Annotated in this window: 15 protein-coding genes; 12 read left to right on the forward strand and 3 right to left on the reverse strand. The window is 73.3% G+C overall.

Annotated features, from left to right (window positions below):
• Nucleotides 1-253 precede the first annotated feature (253 nt).
• The 4 genes from ACFWU6_RS10885 (at nucleotide 254) to ACFWU6_RS10900 (ending at nucleotide 3,558) form a co-directional block, all read left to right on the forward strand.
• The gene (locus ACFWU6_RS10885; RefSeq protein ID WP_383980497.1) at nucleotides 254-1,840 is read left to right on the forward strand and encodes a molybdopterin-dependent oxidoreductase; all 1,587 of its coding nucleotides are present in this window, start codon (nucleotides 254-256) and stop codon (nucleotides 1,838-1,840) included.
• 92 nt (nucleotides 1,841-1,932) lie between these two features.
• A complete protein-coding gene (locus ACFWU6_RS10890; protein WP_383812690.1) occupies nucleotides 1,933-2,586 on the forward strand; it encodes a fasciclin domain-containing protein in 654 nt (217 codons plus the stop codon).
• Nucleotides 2,587-2,755: 169 nt separating this feature from the next.
• On the forward strand, nucleotides 2,756-3,112 hold the full coding sequence (locus ACFWU6_RS10895) for an STAS domain-containing protein (RefSeq protein ID WP_383812691.1): 357 nt from the start codon (nucleotides 2,756-2,758) through the stop codon (nucleotides 3,110-3,112).
• 11 nt (nucleotides 3,113-3,123) lie between these two features.
• Nucleotides 3,124-3,558, forward strand: coding sequence for an ATP-binding protein (locus ACFWU6_RS10900; protein WP_383980442.1), 435 nt, complete (start codon nucleotides 3,124-3,126; stop codon nucleotides 3,556-3,558).
• 24 nt (nucleotides 3,559-3,582) lie between these two features.
• Here ACFWU6_RS10900 and ACFWU6_RS10905 read toward each other — a convergent pair whose 3' ends face one another.
• A complete protein-coding gene (locus ACFWU6_RS10905) occupies nucleotides 3,583-4,596 on the reverse strand; it encodes an ABC transporter permease subunit (protein WP_383980444.1) in 1,014 nt (337 codons plus the stop codon).
• Nucleotides 4,597-5,259: 663 nt separating this feature from the next.
• Here ACFWU6_RS10905 and ACFWU6_RS10910 point away from each other — a divergent pair.
• From ACFWU6_RS10910 to recQ, 5 genes are all read left to right on the forward strand, one after another.
• Complete coding sequence (locus ACFWU6_RS10910) at nucleotides 5,260-5,763, forward strand: LLM class flavin-dependent oxidoreductase (protein ID WP_383812697.1); 504 nt, start codon at nucleotides 5,260-5,262, stop codon at nucleotides 5,761-5,763.
• Complete coding sequence (locus tag ACFWU6_RS10915) at nucleotides 5,760-5,954, forward strand: hypothetical protein (protein WP_383980446.1); 195 nt, start codon at nucleotides 5,760-5,762, stop codon at nucleotides 5,952-5,954. Before ACFWU6_RS10910 ends, ACFWU6_RS10915 begins: the two co-directional genes overlap by 4 nt.
• Nucleotides 5,951-6,913 carry an ABC transporter substrate-binding protein gene (locus ACFWU6_RS10920; protein ID WP_383812698.1) on the forward strand — a complete coding sequence of 321 codons (963 nt, stop codon included), beginning with the start codon at nucleotides 5,951-5,953 and terminating at the stop codon, nucleotides 6,911-6,913. Before ACFWU6_RS10915 ends, ACFWU6_RS10920 begins: the two co-directional genes overlap by 4 nt.
• Nucleotides 6,914-6,963: 50 nt before the next feature.
• Nucleotides 6,964-7,728 carry an amino acid ABC transporter ATP-binding protein gene (locus ACFWU6_RS10925; RefSeq protein ID WP_383980448.1) on the forward strand — a complete coding sequence of 255 codons (765 nt, stop codon included), beginning with the start codon at nucleotides 6,964-6,966 and terminating at the stop codon, nucleotides 7,726-7,728.
• A 124-nt stretch (nucleotides 7,729-7,852) separates the two neighbouring features.
• The gene (gene recQ / locus ACFWU6_RS10930) at nucleotides 7,853-9,874 is read left to right on the forward strand and encodes a DNA helicase RecQ (protein ID WP_383980450.1); all 2,022 of its coding nucleotides are present in this window, start codon (nucleotides 7,853-7,855) and stop codon (nucleotides 9,872-9,874) included.
• A 60-nt stretch (nucleotides 9,875-9,934) separates the two neighbouring features.
• On the opposite strand, the gene lysA is transcribed toward recQ, so the two are convergent.
• Together lysA and ACFWU6_RS10940 are read right to left on the reverse strand one after the other, a co-directional pair.
• A complete protein-coding gene (gene lysA / locus ACFWU6_RS10935) occupies nucleotides 9,935-11,269 on the reverse strand; it encodes a diaminopimelate decarboxylase (RefSeq protein ID WP_383980452.1) in 1,335 nt (444 codons plus the stop codon).
• 13 nt (nucleotides 11,270-11,282) lie between these two features.
• Nucleotides 11,283-11,750, reverse strand: a complete 468-nt coding sequence (locus ACFWU6_RS10940; RefSeq protein ID WP_383801027.1) for an SAV_915 family protein — start codon at nucleotides 11,748-11,750, stop codon at nucleotides 11,283-11,285.
• A gap of 571 nt (nucleotides 11,751-12,321) precedes the next feature.
• On the opposite strand from ACFWU6_RS10940, the gene ACFWU6_RS10945 reads away from it, so the two are divergent.
• From ACFWU6_RS10945 to ACFWU6_RS10955, 3 genes are all read left to right on the forward strand, one after another.
• Nucleotides 12,322-13,926 carry an ATP-binding protein gene (locus tag ACFWU6_RS10945; protein WP_383980454.1) on the forward strand — a complete coding sequence of 535 codons (1,605 nt, stop codon included), beginning with the start codon at nucleotides 12,322-12,324 and terminating at the stop codon, nucleotides 13,924-13,926.
• 159 nt (nucleotides 13,927-14,085) lie between these two features.
• On the forward strand, nucleotides 14,086-14,733 hold the full coding sequence (locus ACFWU6_RS10950) for a TetR/AcrR family transcriptional regulator (RefSeq protein WP_383801033.1): 648 nt from the start codon (nucleotides 14,086-14,088) through the stop codon (nucleotides 14,731-14,733).
• Nucleotides 14,734-14,849: 116 nt separating this feature from the next.
• The gene (locus ACFWU6_RS10955) at nucleotides 14,850-15,314 is read left to right on the forward strand and encodes a hypothetical protein (RefSeq protein ID WP_383801035.1); all 465 of its coding nucleotides are present in this window, start codon (nucleotides 14,850-14,852) and stop codon (nucleotides 15,312-15,314) included.
• Nucleotides 15,315-15,334 lie beyond the last annotated feature (20 nt).

The following is a 15,334-nucleotide window of genomic DNA, read 5'->3' on the forward strand; positions in this document are numbered from 1 at the left end:
GCGGGCGCGCCCCACACCCCCGCCCGCGGGCGGGCGCCCCCGGGGGCCCCCCCCCCCCGACTCGGGTCCGACACGGGGACCGCGCCGCTCCTCACCGCCTCCGTACTCCCCGTATGACCCGATCGCGGTCGCCCAAACGGCCGGGGTCCGCGCGGTCCGACGGCGGTGGCTGCAGGAGGGGCGGCGCCGTCAACGGGAACTGTTTTCTCATCCGATCGATGGACGGACCAATCCGCCGTCCGGAGCAGAGCGAATACGAAGTGTGAGCACCTTCCGCACGACCCTCTCCCGCGGCGCGCCGGGCGCCGTCGCCGGCCTGCTGGCCGGTTTCACCGCTCTCGCGGTGGCCGAACTGGTGGCGTCGCTGGTGCGGCCGCAGGCCGGCCCGGTGACCGTGGTCGGCGGTGCGGCGATCGACCGGACGCCTGCGGCCCTCAAGGACTACGCGATCCGTACCTTCGGGGAGAACGACAAGATCGTCCTCCAGCTCGGCATCCTTGCCACCCTGGCCCTCCTCGCCGTCGTGCTGGGCATCGTCTCCCTGCGCCACCGGCGCTCCGGCGCCGCGGGCGTGATGGTCTTCGGCGCCGTCGGTGCGGCCGCCGCGCTCACCCGTCCCGACAGCGGGGGAGCCGCGGACGTCCTGCCCTCGCTGGTGGGCGCGCTCACCGGCGCGGCGGTCCTCTACCTCCTCGCCGGCAGGTGCTCCTCTCCCGCCTCCGCGTCGGGTACCGACCGGGCCGATGCGTCCTGGTCGCGCCGGGGCTTCCTGGTGGCGGCCTCCGCCACGGCGGTCGCGGCCACCGGGGCGGGCGCGCTGGGGCGGATGCTGACCGGCAGGAGCGGGAAGGGCGCCGCGGCCTCCCGGGCCGCGGTCCTGCTGCCCGCACCGGCGTCGCCGGCGCCTCCCCTTCCGGCCGGGGCGCAGCTGAAGGTGGCGGGCATCAGCCCCTTCACCACGCCGAACAAGGACTTCTACCGCGTCGACACCGCCCTCGTCGTCCCCACGGTCGATGCCGCCACCTGGCGCCTGCGCATCCACGGCAAGGGCGTCCCCCGGCCCCGGACCTACACCTTCCAGGACCTCGTCGAACGCCCGCTGATCGAGCGGGACATCACCCTGACCTGCGTCTCCAACGAGGTCGGCGGCCCCTACATCGGCCATGCCCGCTGGCTGGGCGTGCGCCTGGCGGACCTGCTGCGCGAGTGCGGGGTGAAGCCCCCGTCCGACGGCGGCGCCGCCGACCAGCTGGTCGCCCGGTCCGTGGACGGGATGACCCTCGGCTCCCCGGTCGAGGACGTGATGGACGGCCGGGACGCGATGCTCGCCGTCGGCATGAACGGCGAGCCGCTCCCCTTCGACCACGGCTTCCCGGTCCGGATGCTGGTGCCCGGACTGTACGGGTACGTGTCCGCCTGCAAGTGGATCGAGGACATCGAGCTGACCACCTTCGACGCCTACGACCCGTACTGGGTCAAGCGCAAGTGGGCCCGCAAGGCACCGATCAAGACGCAGGCCCGCATCGACACCCCCAAGCCGTTCGCCCGGCCCGCCGGGCCGGTCGTCACGGTCGCCGGCGTGGCCTGGGCGCAGCACCGCGGAATCGACCGGGTCGAGGTACGGATCGACGACGGACCCTGGCAGGACGCCGACCTCGCCCCCCAGGCGGGCCTCGACACCTGGCGGCAGTGGTCCTTCCCCTGGAAGACCACCCCCGGCGGCCACAACCTCACCGTCCGCGCGACCGACGGCACCGGCCAGGTCCAGACCGAGGAGCGCGCCCGCACCATCCCCGACGGAGCGAGCGGCTGGCACAGCGTCTTCGTGACCGCCGGATGACCCCCCGACCACCGGCCCCCTCCAGGGCCGGACAGCAGACCACCCGACACTCCCGATCAGCAGTTCCCACACCCACCAGGAGAAAAGCCACCATGTCCAGCACCCTGCGCATCCGCCGTACCGCCCTCGCCGTCGCCGCGGCGGCCGTCCTGCCCCTCTCGCTCGCCGCGTGCTCCGACTCCGGCAGCGACAGCGCGTCCGGGCCCGCCGCCGGCAAGACCACGGAGGCCCCGGCCTCGCAGTCGGCCGCCCCGGACGCCTCGACGGCCGGGGACGAGCCCTTCGGCCCCGCGTGCGCCGGCGTACCGGCCGACGGCGCCGGTTCCTTCGACGGCATGGCCAAGGACCCGGTCGCGACCGCCGCCTCCAACAACCCGGCGCTGTCCACCCTGGTCGCCGCGGTCAAGCAGGCCGGACTCGTCGACACCCTCAACAACGCGAAGGACATCACCGTCTTCGCCCCGACCAACGAGGCCTTCGCCAAGATCCCGAAGGCCGACCTGGACAAGGTCCTCGCCGACAAGGCCACCCTCACCAAGATCCTCACCTACCACGTCGTGGGCGAGAAGCTCACGCCGAAGCAGCTGGAGAACGGCTCCTTCGACACCCTGGAGAAGACCAAGCTCACCACCGCCGGATCGGGCGAGGCCTACAAGGTCAACGGAACCTCCAACGTCGTCTGCGGCAACGTCAAGACCGCCAACGCCAACGTCTACATCGTCGACACCGTCCTGATGCCGAAGTAACACCCGACCGCGGACGCCGTACGAACGCATCCCCCGGGGCCGCTCCCTCCCGAGCGGCCCCTCCCCGCCGACGCGGGCCCCGGTAGGCTTCTCACTCCCGGGCCCGCGCCCGGGGTTTCGCAACCCGTGAGGGAAGGCTCGGCGGGTGAGCAGGGTGAGGAGAGCTGGGGTGTCGCAGGATCTCGGCGGTCTCGTGGTCAGTGAGATCGTTTCCGACAGCGTCTGGGTGCGGGTGAGCGGGGACGTCGACGCCGATACGGCGCCCGTCCTGGAGGAGGCGCTGAGCGCGGGCACCACCTCGCGGTTCGCGGGCACGGTCGTCGACCTGTCGGAGACCAGCTTCGCGGACTCCTCCATCCTCCACGTGCTGCTCACCCAGCAGCGCGCCCACCGGGAAGCGGGCCGGACGTTCGTGCTCGCGGGTCCGTTCACCGTGGAGGTCGCGCGGCTCTTCGAGATCACTGGGACGCTCGCGGCGTTCACCGTCGCCCCGGACTCCCTCACCGCGCTGGGCTTTCAGAGGTGAAACGGACGGCGATGACCATGTACACCGGGGAGACCGGAGACCACTGCGCGCTGCCGCGCACCGCCGCGCAGGCACGGTCGTACGTCCGTGAGCTGGTGGAGTCGGGGCCCGTACTGGGCAGTGCGGAGCGGGAGGCCTTCCTGGCCGACGTCCTGCTCGTGGTCTCGGAGCTGGTGACCAACGCGCTCCGGCACGGCGGCGGGATCACGGAGTTCGAAGCCGAGGTGGGCGCGGAGGGACTGCGGCTGACGATCGGCGACGCCCGGAGCGAATTCCCCACCGTCCGCCCGCGGGAGGCCGGGGCGGGTGTCGTCGGCGGCTACGGCTGGCCGCTCGTCGCGCGCCTCTCGCAGCACGTCACCGTCACCCCCGTGCCCGCCGGCGGTAAGCGGATCGAAGTCCTCGTCCCCCTCGGCCTGGCCGCGGGCGAACCCCTCCCCGGCTAGTACCGCGCCGCTCCGGTCACAGCACTAGGTCCTGTCGTCAAAGTGGGCCCGGAGGGAGGTCAGCTGCCCGCGCAGCCGCTGCAGCGGCGTGGGCGGCAGGCCGCGGGTGGAGCCGCGCGCGTAGTACCGCTCGACGTGGTACTGCCCGGCGCTCAACACGGTGGTCACGGCGATGTACCAGAGGGTGGCGACCATCAGCAGCGGGATGACCTGGTAGTTCTGGTTGTAGACCAGCTGCACCGAGTACAGCAGGTCGTGCACGGCCAACACGCTGACGATGCTCGTGCCCTTGAGCGTACCGATCAGCATGTTCCCGGCCGTCGGCACGATCGAGCGCATCGCCTGGGGTACCACGATCCGGCGCAGGGTGCGCCGCTTGCTGAGGCCGAGCGCCTGCGCGGCCTCGGTCTGGCCGGGATCCACGGAGAGGATGCCGCCGCGCACCACCTCGGCGGCGTACGCGCTCTCGTGCAGGGTCAGGCCGATGACCGCGGTGAGGGTCGGGCCGAGCAGGTTCACCGTCTTGACGGAGAAGAACTCGGGGCCGTACGGGATGCCGAGTCCGAGCGTCGGGTACAGGGCGCCGATGTTGAACCAGAACAGCAGCTGCACCAGCAGGGGCGTGGACCGGAAGATCCATACGAACCCCCAACTCAGCGTCCGCAGCACCGGATTGTCGGAAAGCCGCATCACCGCGAGGAGGGTGCCGAGGAGGAAGCCGAGCACCATCACCGCACCGGTCAGCCACAGGGTCAGCAGCAGCCCGTCGAGCACGGCGGAGGTGGTGAAGTACTGCCCCACCAGCTCCCATTGGAAGGCCTCGTTGCGCACGACGGACACCAGCGCCATCGCGGACACGAACAGCGCTGCCGCGGCGGAGAGCCAGAGCCCGTAGCGCCGGCGCGGCACGATCGGCGGCAGGTCGGGGCCGGGCGCGCGGGGCGCGCCGTGCGCCCCCGGGGGTTTCATCACCGGATCGGCCGCCGCGGGGGCGTGGGGAAGGGCGGAGGCGTCGGAGACGTCGGAAGGGGTGGCCATGGGGCGGCTCTCCAGGGGAGGGAACGCGGGCGTGGGCGATCACCCGGCGTCGCGCGCCGCGGCGCGGCACGGGCGCCGCGTGACTGCGGCGCCGCCGGGGGGCTGTCCCCGTGTCGTCACGCTCGCCGCGTCCCTCAACGCGGCCGGAAGGACCCGCACGCACGGCGCGGACCTTCCGGGGCGATCGTATGTGCCTGCGGCACGGGCATGTCAACCGCCGTCGGCCCGGCCGGCCGCGGTGTCCGGCATCCGAGCCGCTGCTTGACGAAGAGCGTCATGTGCTGCTCAAGTAGTCGTATGAATGCCCATCAGCGCCTGGTCTCGCGCGACTACATCGACTTCGGTCGCGTGTGGTCCGCGGCGTGTTGCGCCTGATTCGGCAGCGGGCTGTCTGACCGGCCCTTCCCTCCCTCGGTGACCCCGTCGCGGGCCGAGCTCCCCCTTCGCACCACCACCTCCGCACCCGGGCGCCGCCCCGTGTGCGGACGCGGTGCCGCGAGCCCGGACGTGCGCTGCCGCCACCCCCGCTCATCCGACGTCCCGCGTCGTCACGCCTGCACCGCCTCGCATTCATCCACCTGAGGGCGCCTCAGACACCGCACCCCGCGCGGCAGTTCGCGCTGTCCGCGAGCGGTGGCGCGCCCCCTGCGAAAGGCCACCCCCATGCCCGCGGAATTCCTCGGCATCGCCGCGACCAACGACGGCTCCGAAACCACCGCACGCTCCGGCGGCGCCTTCGACAGGGAGTACACGCTCCGGCTCGCCCGAGCACACGAGGACCACGGCTGGGACCGGGTGCTGTTCGCCTACGGCTCCGGCACCCCGGACCCCGCCCCGGCAGCCGCGTACATCGCGAGCAGACTGGACCGCCTCCAGATCCTGCTCGCCCACCGGCCCAACGCGGGCAACTCCAACGCCCTGGTCGGCACCCCGGAGACGGTCGCCAAGGCGCTGCTGGACTACTACGACCTCGGCGTCGACATCCTCTCGGCCCGCGGCTACGACCTGCTGGGCGACGCCGTCGACTTCGGACGGTACGTGATCCCGATCGTCCGCGAGGAGGTCGCGAAGCGGGACGCGGAGATCGCCGCCGACGTGGAGGCCGATCGCGAGACGGCGCACGCGGCGCGCCCCGCACACCCGCATCCCGCGCCGGTGCGCGGGTGACCTCCGCAGCCCGCCCGTCGCACGAAGCCACCCCGACCGGCACGGCCACCACCCACTGCCCGCACGACCGGCACCGCCACCACACACCGCCCGCACGACCGGCACCGCACCACACCGCGACCACCCACCACACCGCCACCACCCACCGCACCGCCACCACGCACCGCAACGGAAAGGCCTCCCCGCTGTGAACCTCCCCGGGAACGGGATCCGCACCCGCCTGCGCACCGCCGCCGTCCTCCTGCCGCTCCTGCCCCTCCTGGCGCTCACCGGCTGCGGCTCGGGAGGCGGAGCTCCGGTGGCGGCGGGCGCCCAGGCCGCCCCCGCACCGGCCGACGACCCGGTCGCCGGCCTGCGGACCGTGGACGCGATCGCCGGCCTGCTCCCCGCCGACGTCCGCAAGGCGGGCACCGTAAGGGTCGGCAACTCCGTCGGCTCGCCGCCTTCGGCGTACTACCCGAACGGCCAGGACAAGCCGCCCGCAGGCCAGGACATCGACATCGCCGACGCGGTGGCGAAGGTCCTCGGCGTGAAGCTGGAGCGCCAGGACGCCTCGTTCGAGACGATCCTGCCCGCCCTCGGCAGCGGGAAGTACGACTTCGGCACCGGCAACTTCGGCGTCACCGCCGAGCGGCTGAAGACAATCGACTTCGTCACCTACATCAACGACGGCCAGGGCTTCGCGGTCAAGACCGGCAACACGACGCTGACCACGCAGGTCTCCGACCTCGCCCAGCTGTGCGGACTGACCATCGGCACCGGGGCCGGCACGACCTTCGAGAAGACCCTCACCGCGAAGAAGGACGTGTGCGCCGCGGCCGGCAGGAAGCCGTACGAGGTCAAGGTCTTCGCCGAGCCCGGAGCCGTCACCACCGCCCTCCAGCAGGGCCGGATCGACGTGGTCATGTCGACCATCAACGGGCTGCGCCACCAGGCCGCGCAGCCGGCAGCCCGGACCACCTTCCTCGGCGAGTACCACCGCCTCGACGTCGGCTTCGCGTTCAAGAAGGGCTCCCCGCTGACTCCCGCCTTCCAGGCCGCGGTCAACGAACTGATCAAGAACGGCACCTACGCCCGAATCCTGCAGAAGTGGGGCACCGCCCCCTCCGCGATCGACACCTCGCAGATCAACCCGGCCGAGCACACGTGAGGACCGCCCCCGGGCCAAGCCGCCGGGCCCCGTACCGGGAAGGAGAACCCATGGGCGACGTCATGGTCGACGTCCACCGCGTCCACAAGAGCTTCGGGCCGCTGGAGGTGCTGCGCGGCGTCGACCTGCAGGTCCGCGCCGGCGAAGTCACCGTGATCCTCGGCCCTTCGGGCTCGGGGAAGTCGACCCTCCTGCGGACCATCAACCACCTGGAGAAGGTCGACCGCGGCTGGATCGGCATCGACGGCGAGCTCATCGGCTACCGCAGCCACCGCGGCAGGCTGCACGAGCTGAAGGAGAAGGAGGTGCGCAGGCAGCGCACGCACGTCGGTTTCGTCTTCCAGAACTTCAACCTCTTCCCGCACCTCACCGTGCTCGACAACCTCGTCGAGGCCCCGGTCTCCGCCCTGCGCCGCCCGCGGGGGGAGGCGCAGGCGGCCGCCCACCGGCTGCTGGAGCGCGTCGGCCTCTCCGACAAGGCGGGTGCGTATCCGAGGCAGCTGTCGGGCGGCCAGCAGCAGCGGGTGGCCATAGCCCGCGCGCTCGCCCTCGAACCGAAGGTGCTCCTCTTCGACGAGCCGACCTCGGCGCTCGACCCGGAGCTGGTCGGCGAAGTACTGGACGTGATCAAGGACCTCGCCCGCGCCGGAACCACCATGATCATCGTGACGCACGAGATCGGCTTCGCCCGCGAGGTCGCCGACACCGTCGTCTTCATGGACGGCGGGACCGTCGTGGAGCAGGGGCCGCCGGCGGCCGTCCTGGACGACCCCCAGCACGTCCGTACCCGCGCCTTCCTCTCGAAGGTCCTCTGAACCGGCGGCCCGGTCTCCGCGGAGGCCGGGCCGCCGATCCGCGCGCCCCTGAACCGGCCCCCGGACCGGGCCTGTGAACCCGCCGGCGGGGCCGGGTGTCGGCGGGTGCCGTTAGGCTTCGTGGATGGCCTTTCCGGACGCTTCCCCCGAGATCTCCGACGCATCGCAGGTGCTGCACCGCGTTTTCGGATACACCTCTTTCCGCGGTGAGCAGCAGGAGATCATCGAGCAGGTCGTCGGCGGTGGCGACGCCCTCGTCCTGATGCCGACCGGTGGCGGCAAGTCGCTCTGCTACCAGATCCCGGCACTCGTCAGAGACGGCACGGGCGTGGTGATCTCGCCCCTGATCGCACTGATGCAGGACCAGGTCAACGCGCTCACCGCCCTCGGCGTACGGGCCGGCTTCCTCAATTCGACGCAGGACGTGCAGGAGCGGCAGGCCGTCGAGCGGGCGTTCCTCGACGACGAGCTGGACCTCCTCTACCTGGCCCCCGAGCGACTGCGCACGGAGAGCACGCAGCGCCTGCTCGACCGCGGCAAGGTGGCGCTCTTCGCCATCGACGAGGCGCACTGCGTCGCCCAGTGGGGCCACGACTTCCGGCCCGACTACCTCGCACTGTCCATGCTGCACGAGCGCTGGCCGAAGGTGCCGCGGATCGCGCTGACCGCGACGGCCACCGAGGCCACGCACGCCGAGATCGTGGCGCGGCTCGGTCTGGAAGAGGCCCGGCACTTCGTCGCCAGCTTCGACCGGCCGAACATCCAGTACCGCATCGTCCCGAAGAACAACCCGCTCAAGCAGGTGCTGGAGCTGATCCGGACCGAGCACGACGGGGACGCCGGCGTCGTCTACTGCCTTTCGCGGGCCTCGGTGGAGAAGACCGCGGCCTTCCTGGTGGAGCAGGGCATCGACGCCGTGGCCTACCACGCCGGCATGGACGCCCGTACGCGCGCGGCGAACCAGGCGCGCTTCCTGCGGGAGGACGGCGTCGTGGTGGTCGCCACGATCGCCTTCGGCATGGGCATCGACAAGCCGGACGTGCGTTTCGTGGCCCACCTCGACCTTCCGAAGTCGGTCGAGGGCTACTACCAGGAGACCGGGCGCGCCGGCCGCGACGGTGAACCGGCCACGGCGTGGCTGGCGTACGGCCTGCAGGACGTGGTGCAGCAGCGCAAGCTCATCGAGGGCTCCGAGGGCGACGACGCGCGCCGCCGCTCACTGGGCATGCACTTGGACGCCATGCTCGCGCTGTGCGAGACGGTCGACTGCCGCCGAACGGGACTGCTCACGTACTTCGGGCAGTCGGGCGAGCCGTGCGGCAACTGCGACACCTGTCTGACACCGGCCGAGTCCTGGGACGGGACGGTCGCGGCGCAGAAGCTGCTGTCCACGGTGTGGCGGCTGAACAAGGAGCGGCGGCAGAAGTTCGGCGCCGGCCAGATCATCGACATCCTGCAGGGCAAGAAGACGGCCAAGGTCATCCAGTTCGACCACGATGCGCTCTCGGTGTTCGGCGTCGGCTCGGACCTGAGCACCGCGGAGTGGCGCGGTGTCGTGCGCCAGCTGCTGGCGCTGCGGCTGCTGGCGGTGGAGGGCGAATACGGCACGCTCGTGCTGACGGACGGCAGCGGCGAGGTGCTCGGAGGGCGCCGCAGCGTCTCGATGCGGAAGGAGAAGGCGGCCGCCGGCCCGGCGCGCAAGGAGTCCGGCTCGCGCTCCGGGAAGGGCGCTCGCGTCCCGGTCGACCTGCCGGCCGGGGCCGAACCGGTCTTCCTGGCCCTGCGTGCCTGGCGGGCCGCGACGGCGCGCGAACAGGGCGTGCCGGCGTACGTCGTCTTCCACGACGCGACGCTCCGGGAGATCGCGACCCGGTTGCCCACCACGGTGGAGGAGCTGGGCACCATCGGCGGGGTCGGCGAGGCCAAGCTCACCAAGTACGCCCAGGGCGTCCTCGACACCCTGGCCTCCGGCAACGCTCCCGAGCCGGCGCCCGCCGCCGGCCCGTCCGCGCCGGCCGGGCGGCCCGCCCGGACCGGCCAGCCGCCGACAGCGGCGGCCCCGGCGGCCCGGCCCGCGCAGTCGGACGCGGACGAGCCGCCCTTCGACCTGGACGAGATGGATCCGCCCTGGGACGACTGGGAGTAGGCCGGACCCCGACGTCCCGTGGCTGCCGGGGTCGCGGCGCCCGGTACGCCGGCGCGACGCTCAGCCGCCGATGTCGCGGCCGCGGAGGTCGTCCAGTGTCTCGCGCCGGACCAGCACCCGCGCCGTGCCCTGGTGGACCGCGATGACCGGGGGGCGGCCGACCATGTTGTACCCGGATGCCATCGACAGCTGGTAGGCGCCGGCCACCGGGACGGCGAGCAGGTCGCCGGGGCGGACGTCGGCGGGCAGCCGCGCGTCCGCCGCGAGGACGTCGCCCGCCTCGCAGTGCCGGCCGACGACGGTGGCCGTGCGGTACCCCGCCGTGGAGTGGCGGCCCACGAGCCGGGGCGCGTACCGGGCCCCGTACAGGGCGGGCCGCGGGTTGTCGCTCATGCCGCCGTCGACGGCGACGAACACCGTCCCGCCGGTGTGCTTGACGGCGAGCACCCGGTACAGCGCCACCCCCGCCGGTCCCACCACGGCCCGCCCCGGCTCGACGGTGAGGCGCGGCACGGGCAGAGCGGCGGCGCCGCAGCTCTCGGCCAGTGCGGTACGCAGCTTGCGGGCGAGCGCGGTGAGGTCGAGGGCCGGCTCCCCGGGCCGGTAGGCGATGCCGTGACCACCGCCCATGTCCAGCTCCGGGAGCGTGACGCCGTGGCAGTCGCGGATCCGGGCCATCAGCCCGACCATGCGGCGCAGGGCCACGAGGTAGGCCTTCGCGGTGGTGATCTGGGAGCCGATGTGGCAGTGCAGGCCGGTCAGTTCGAGCTCCGGCCGGCCGAGGACGCGGGCGACGGCGTGCTGTGCGGAGCCGTCGGTGAGGGAGAGGCCGAACTTCTGGCCGTCCGTGCCCGTACGGATCTTCTCGTGGCCGCCGGCCGCCACCCCCGGCACCACCCGCACCATCACCTTCTGGCGTCCCAGGGGTCCGACGGCAGCGGCGATACGGGCGATCTCGGAGGGGCCGTCGATCACGATCCGCCCCACCCCGAGCCGCAGGGCGCTCCCGAGGTCCCGGGGGGACTTCGCGTTGCCGTGCAGCACGATGCGTTCGGGCGGGAACCCCGCGGTGACGGCGAGTTCCAGCTCGCCCGCGGAGCAGACGTCGAGGCCCAGACCCTCCTCCTGCACCCAGCGCACCATGGCGCGGGACAGGAAGGCCTTGGCGGCGTAGAGGACTTCGGCCTCGGGGAAGGCTGCCCGGTAGGTGCGGCAGCGCTCGCGGACCTCGCCCTCGTCCAGGACGTAGACCGGGGTGTCGAACCGCTCGGCGACCTCCGCCAGCGACACCCCGCCGACGGCCAGGCCGCCGTGCGGGAGGCGGTTCGTGGAGGCGGGCCACAGGGACAGGTCATCGGCGTCGGCCGTGACCTCGGGGAAGGCGGCGACGGTCATGGCGCCATCCCCTTCAGGCGGTCCGGGCCGTGGTCCGGGGCGCCCGCACGACGCCGCCGGGCGCCGGCCCGGGCGACGGCGCGGCGGGCACGGCGGGCACGGCCGGCCCGGGCGACGGCCCGGCGGACGCGACAGGCACGGCGGTCACGGCAGGCAGGGCAGTCACGGCGGGCACGGCGGTGCCCGCCGGTGCGGGAGCGGTCAGCGTCGGGTCGACGGTCAGCGAGGTCGCTCCGAGCGGTTCGGACAGCCCGCGGAGCGCCGATGCGGAGAGCCGGATCCAGGCCTGGTCGGCGCCGAGGGTGGCGGCCAGCCGCTCCGCGCTGGTGAAGCCGACGGCGGTACGGGCGCCCAGGGCGGTGCGGAAGAGGCGTACCACCACCCGCGCGGGCCCCGGCCGGACCGGCACGTACAGGGGCGCGGCCGGAGTCCGCTCTTCAGGGTCGGGGTCGGGGTCGTCGTCGTAGCGGAACAAGCACATGGGCCCTCCCAGGGGAACCACCGGCGGTCGGGACCCCCGGCCGCGGGAGGCGGCCCGGGGTGCGACACCGACGCTATCCCCGCCCCCCGGAGCTGTGTTCACCCGATGACGGACGCTTGACGGCGACCGGCTCGTTCCATACGCGTCGCTGATGCCGGGGCCCGGTGGCGGGGCCGGCCGGGCGCTCCCCCAGCTGCGGGGCGGACGGGTCGCGGTGTCCGGGTAGAAGGCGTCGATGCTCTGGCCGGTCTGCCGGACGCTCCGGCGGACCGCGCCGCATGTTTCGCCGATTCCCGGGTACTCGGCGCCTGCGCGATACGGCGTCCGCGGCAGCTGCCTGCGGGAACCGTTCGGTGCCGGCCGGTGGCGGCCGGGCCCGTAGCGCAGGGCCGTCGTGTCCGCGGCCGGAGCCGTGTCCTGCGGCGTCGTCCGCACGAGGGGGTTCCTGCCCGGCACACCCGGCACCGTGGGCCCCCGGAGCGGTCCGCGACAACAACTGTTGTCGAAACGCCTCTAGAGTGTGCGAGCCGTACCTGATCGAAGGCGGCCGTCGACGCGAGGAGTTCACAGGATGACCAGCGACGAGAGGCCGCCGCGCGCGCGGGGGCTTTCCACGTGGACCACCCGGCGCTGGCTGCGCGCCGGGGTGGCCGCGGCCCTGGCCGTCCTGGCGCTGCTCGGGGCGACGGGGGCGTGGGTCCTGGGGCGGACCGCTTCGATCAGCGCGGACCTCGCCGACGTGAAGTCGCCCGCGCTGACCACCGCCGTCCGGCTGGAGTCGGCCCTGCTCAACCAGGAGACCGGCATCCAGGGCTACGGGCTCACCGGCACGCCGGACTTCATCACCCCCTACCGGAAGGGACTCGCCGACGAGGCGACGTACACGGCGCAGCTCGCGGACCTGCTGGCGGGCGACGCCGCCGGTCTCGCCGACCTCAGGGCCGTGCGGAACGCCGCAGCGGCATGGCAGGAGCGGATCGCGCGGCCGATCGCCGCCTCACCGCGCGGCGCGCCCTCACCGCCGGCCACGGAGCGCGCCGCGGAGGGCAAGACCGCCTTCGACGAGCTGCGCACGGCCATGAGCGCCCAGCAGGAGCGGCTGCGCGCGGACCGGGTCCGGGCGCGGGAGGACCTGGCCGCCGCCATGAGCCTGCGCAACTGGCTGTTCTGCGCGATCGCCCTGACCATCGTGCTTCTCGCGGTGCTGGTCTTCGAGGCGCTGCGCCGCGGTATCACCTCGCCGCTGGAAAGGCTCGGGGCGGATGCCCGCGCCATCGCCGACGGGGACTTCGACCACCCCATCGAGCCCACCGGCCCCGCGGACCTGCGCCGGCTGAGCGGTGAGATCGACTTCATGCGCCGCCGGCTCGTACGGGAGCTCGCCTTCAGCGAGGAGGCGCGGCTGCGGCTGGACGCGCAGGCGGCGGACCTCCAGCGGTCCAACGCCGAGCTGGAGCAGTTCGCGTACGTGGCCTCCCACGACCTGCAGGAGCCGCTGCGCAAGGTCTCCAGCTTCACCCAGCTCCTCCAGCGCCGCTACGGGGGGCAGCTCGACGCCAAGGCCGACCAGTACATCGACTTCGCGGTCGACGGCGCCAACCGCATGCAGACCCTGATCAACGACCTCCTCGACTTCTCCCGCGTCGGCCGGGTCCACCACGACCACCGGCCGGTCGACCTGGACGAGGTGCTGGAGCGGACCCTGTCCGCGCTGAGCGTCGCCGTCGAGGAGTCCGGGGCGAGCATCAGCCACGACCCGCTGCCGACCGTGGTCGCCGACCCCACCCAGATGGGCATGCTCTGGCAGAACCTGATCGCCAACGCCGTCAAGTTCCGCAGGCCGGGCGAGATCCCGAGGGTCCACGTGTCGGCCGTGCGGGAGGACGCGCTGTGGCGCTTCACGGTGACCGACAACGGCATCGGCATCGCACCGGAGTACGCCGACAAGGTCTTCGTGATCTTCCAACGGCTCCACACCAAGGACGCCTACCCCGGCAGCGGCATCGGCCTGGCGATGTGCAAGAAGATCGTCGAGTTCCACGGCGGCACCATCTCCGTCGACCCCGAACACCGCAACGGCGCCCGCATCACCTTCACCCTGGCGCCCGAACCGGCACAGACGGGCCACCCGTCCGCGGTCGCCGAGGCCCTTCGCCCTCAGGTGGCCGACCGGTAGGGCGGAAGAACGCACGCAGCTGCTCCGCGTAGGGCGCGGTACGTCCGAGCCATGCCCGCAGGGGGCGGCCGTCCCACCGTCCGCGCTCTGCGCGAGGGCTCCGGACGGGTGCGGTGCACCGCGGGGACGGCTCGTCGACGCGGCGGTACAGTGCGGCGCGTGACTGCTGACGCGGGCCGGACGACACCGGGCGATCCCGAGAGCGGCGCCGGCGCCGCCCTGCGCGTCGACGCGATGGGCAACCGCAGCCGCGTCGTCGAGGTCGCCCGTGAGACGTTCGCCGAGCGGGGCCTCGATGTGACGATGCGGGAGATCGCCCGGCGCGCCGGCGTCGGCGTGGCGACGCTCTACCGGCGGTTCCCCACCAAGGAAGCACTGATCACCGAGGTGTTCGCCGAGCAGGTGACCGCGTGCCTGGCGGCCGTCGACGACGCCCTCGCGGATACCGACCCCTGGCGCGGTTTCTGCACGGTCGTCGGGAAGGTCTGCGCCATGCAGGCCGCCGACCGGGGCTTCTCGGGGGCGTTCCTGGCGGCGGTCTCCGGCGAGGCCGGCTTCGCGCGGGACCTCGACCGCAACGCCCGCGGCTTCGCGGAGCTGACCCGGCGGGCCCAGGACGGCGGGCTGCTGCGCGCCGACTTCGTACCGGGTGACCTCAGGCTCGTGCTCATGGCCAACGCCGGCGTCGTCGCGAACTCCCCCCACGGAGCGCCGGCCGCCTCCCGCCGTCTCGTCGCCCTGCTCCTGCAGTCCCTCCGCGCCCACCCGGAGGATCCCCCCGGACCCCTGCCCCCGCCGTCCTCCTGACCGTACGCAGCCGTCCGGCGCCACGAGGCGTTTTCACCCGTCGGCAGGAGCATCCCCGAGCGCCCTGCGGGCACACGCGCCCCATGCACGGACATCATGCGCGTCCCACGAGCACCTTGTTCCGTTCGGTCCCCGACGGCGGGGCGCCCCCGGCCGGGCGGGGAGGCAGGCACTCCCGCAGGCGGGGGATCGCGGACCGGCTGCGCCGCAGGATCCTCGCCTACCGCCACATCGAGCTGCTGGCCCCGCGCCTGCCGGGTGAGGCCGGCGCCGGCGAGGAGCGGCTGCTCCTCGTCCACGTCCGCAAGGTGGTCGGGGAGGTCCACTACCGGATCTGCCCGGCGTGCGCCGAGGGTGTGATCACCGTCGTCGACATCGACGCGCGCTTCCAGGGCACGGGCCTGGACACCCGGGCGCTCAGCCACTTGAGGTCGCGTCATCCGGGGATGTCCTGGCGCAGCACCCTGAGCCTGCGCACCACGCGCGACCTGCTGCGCCGGATGCGCATCCCGACCGCCGCCGTCGACAGCCTGTGCACGCACGCCCGCGCCCTGGCGACCCGGGCCCGGCCGGCCCTGTGACGGCGGGACGCGGAGAGCCG

Origin of the sequence: Streptomyces sp. NPDC058674, from assembly GCF_042716505.1 — a bacterium.
Lineage (GTDB): Bacteria > Actinomycetota > Actinomycetes > Streptomycetales > Streptomycetaceae > Streptomyces.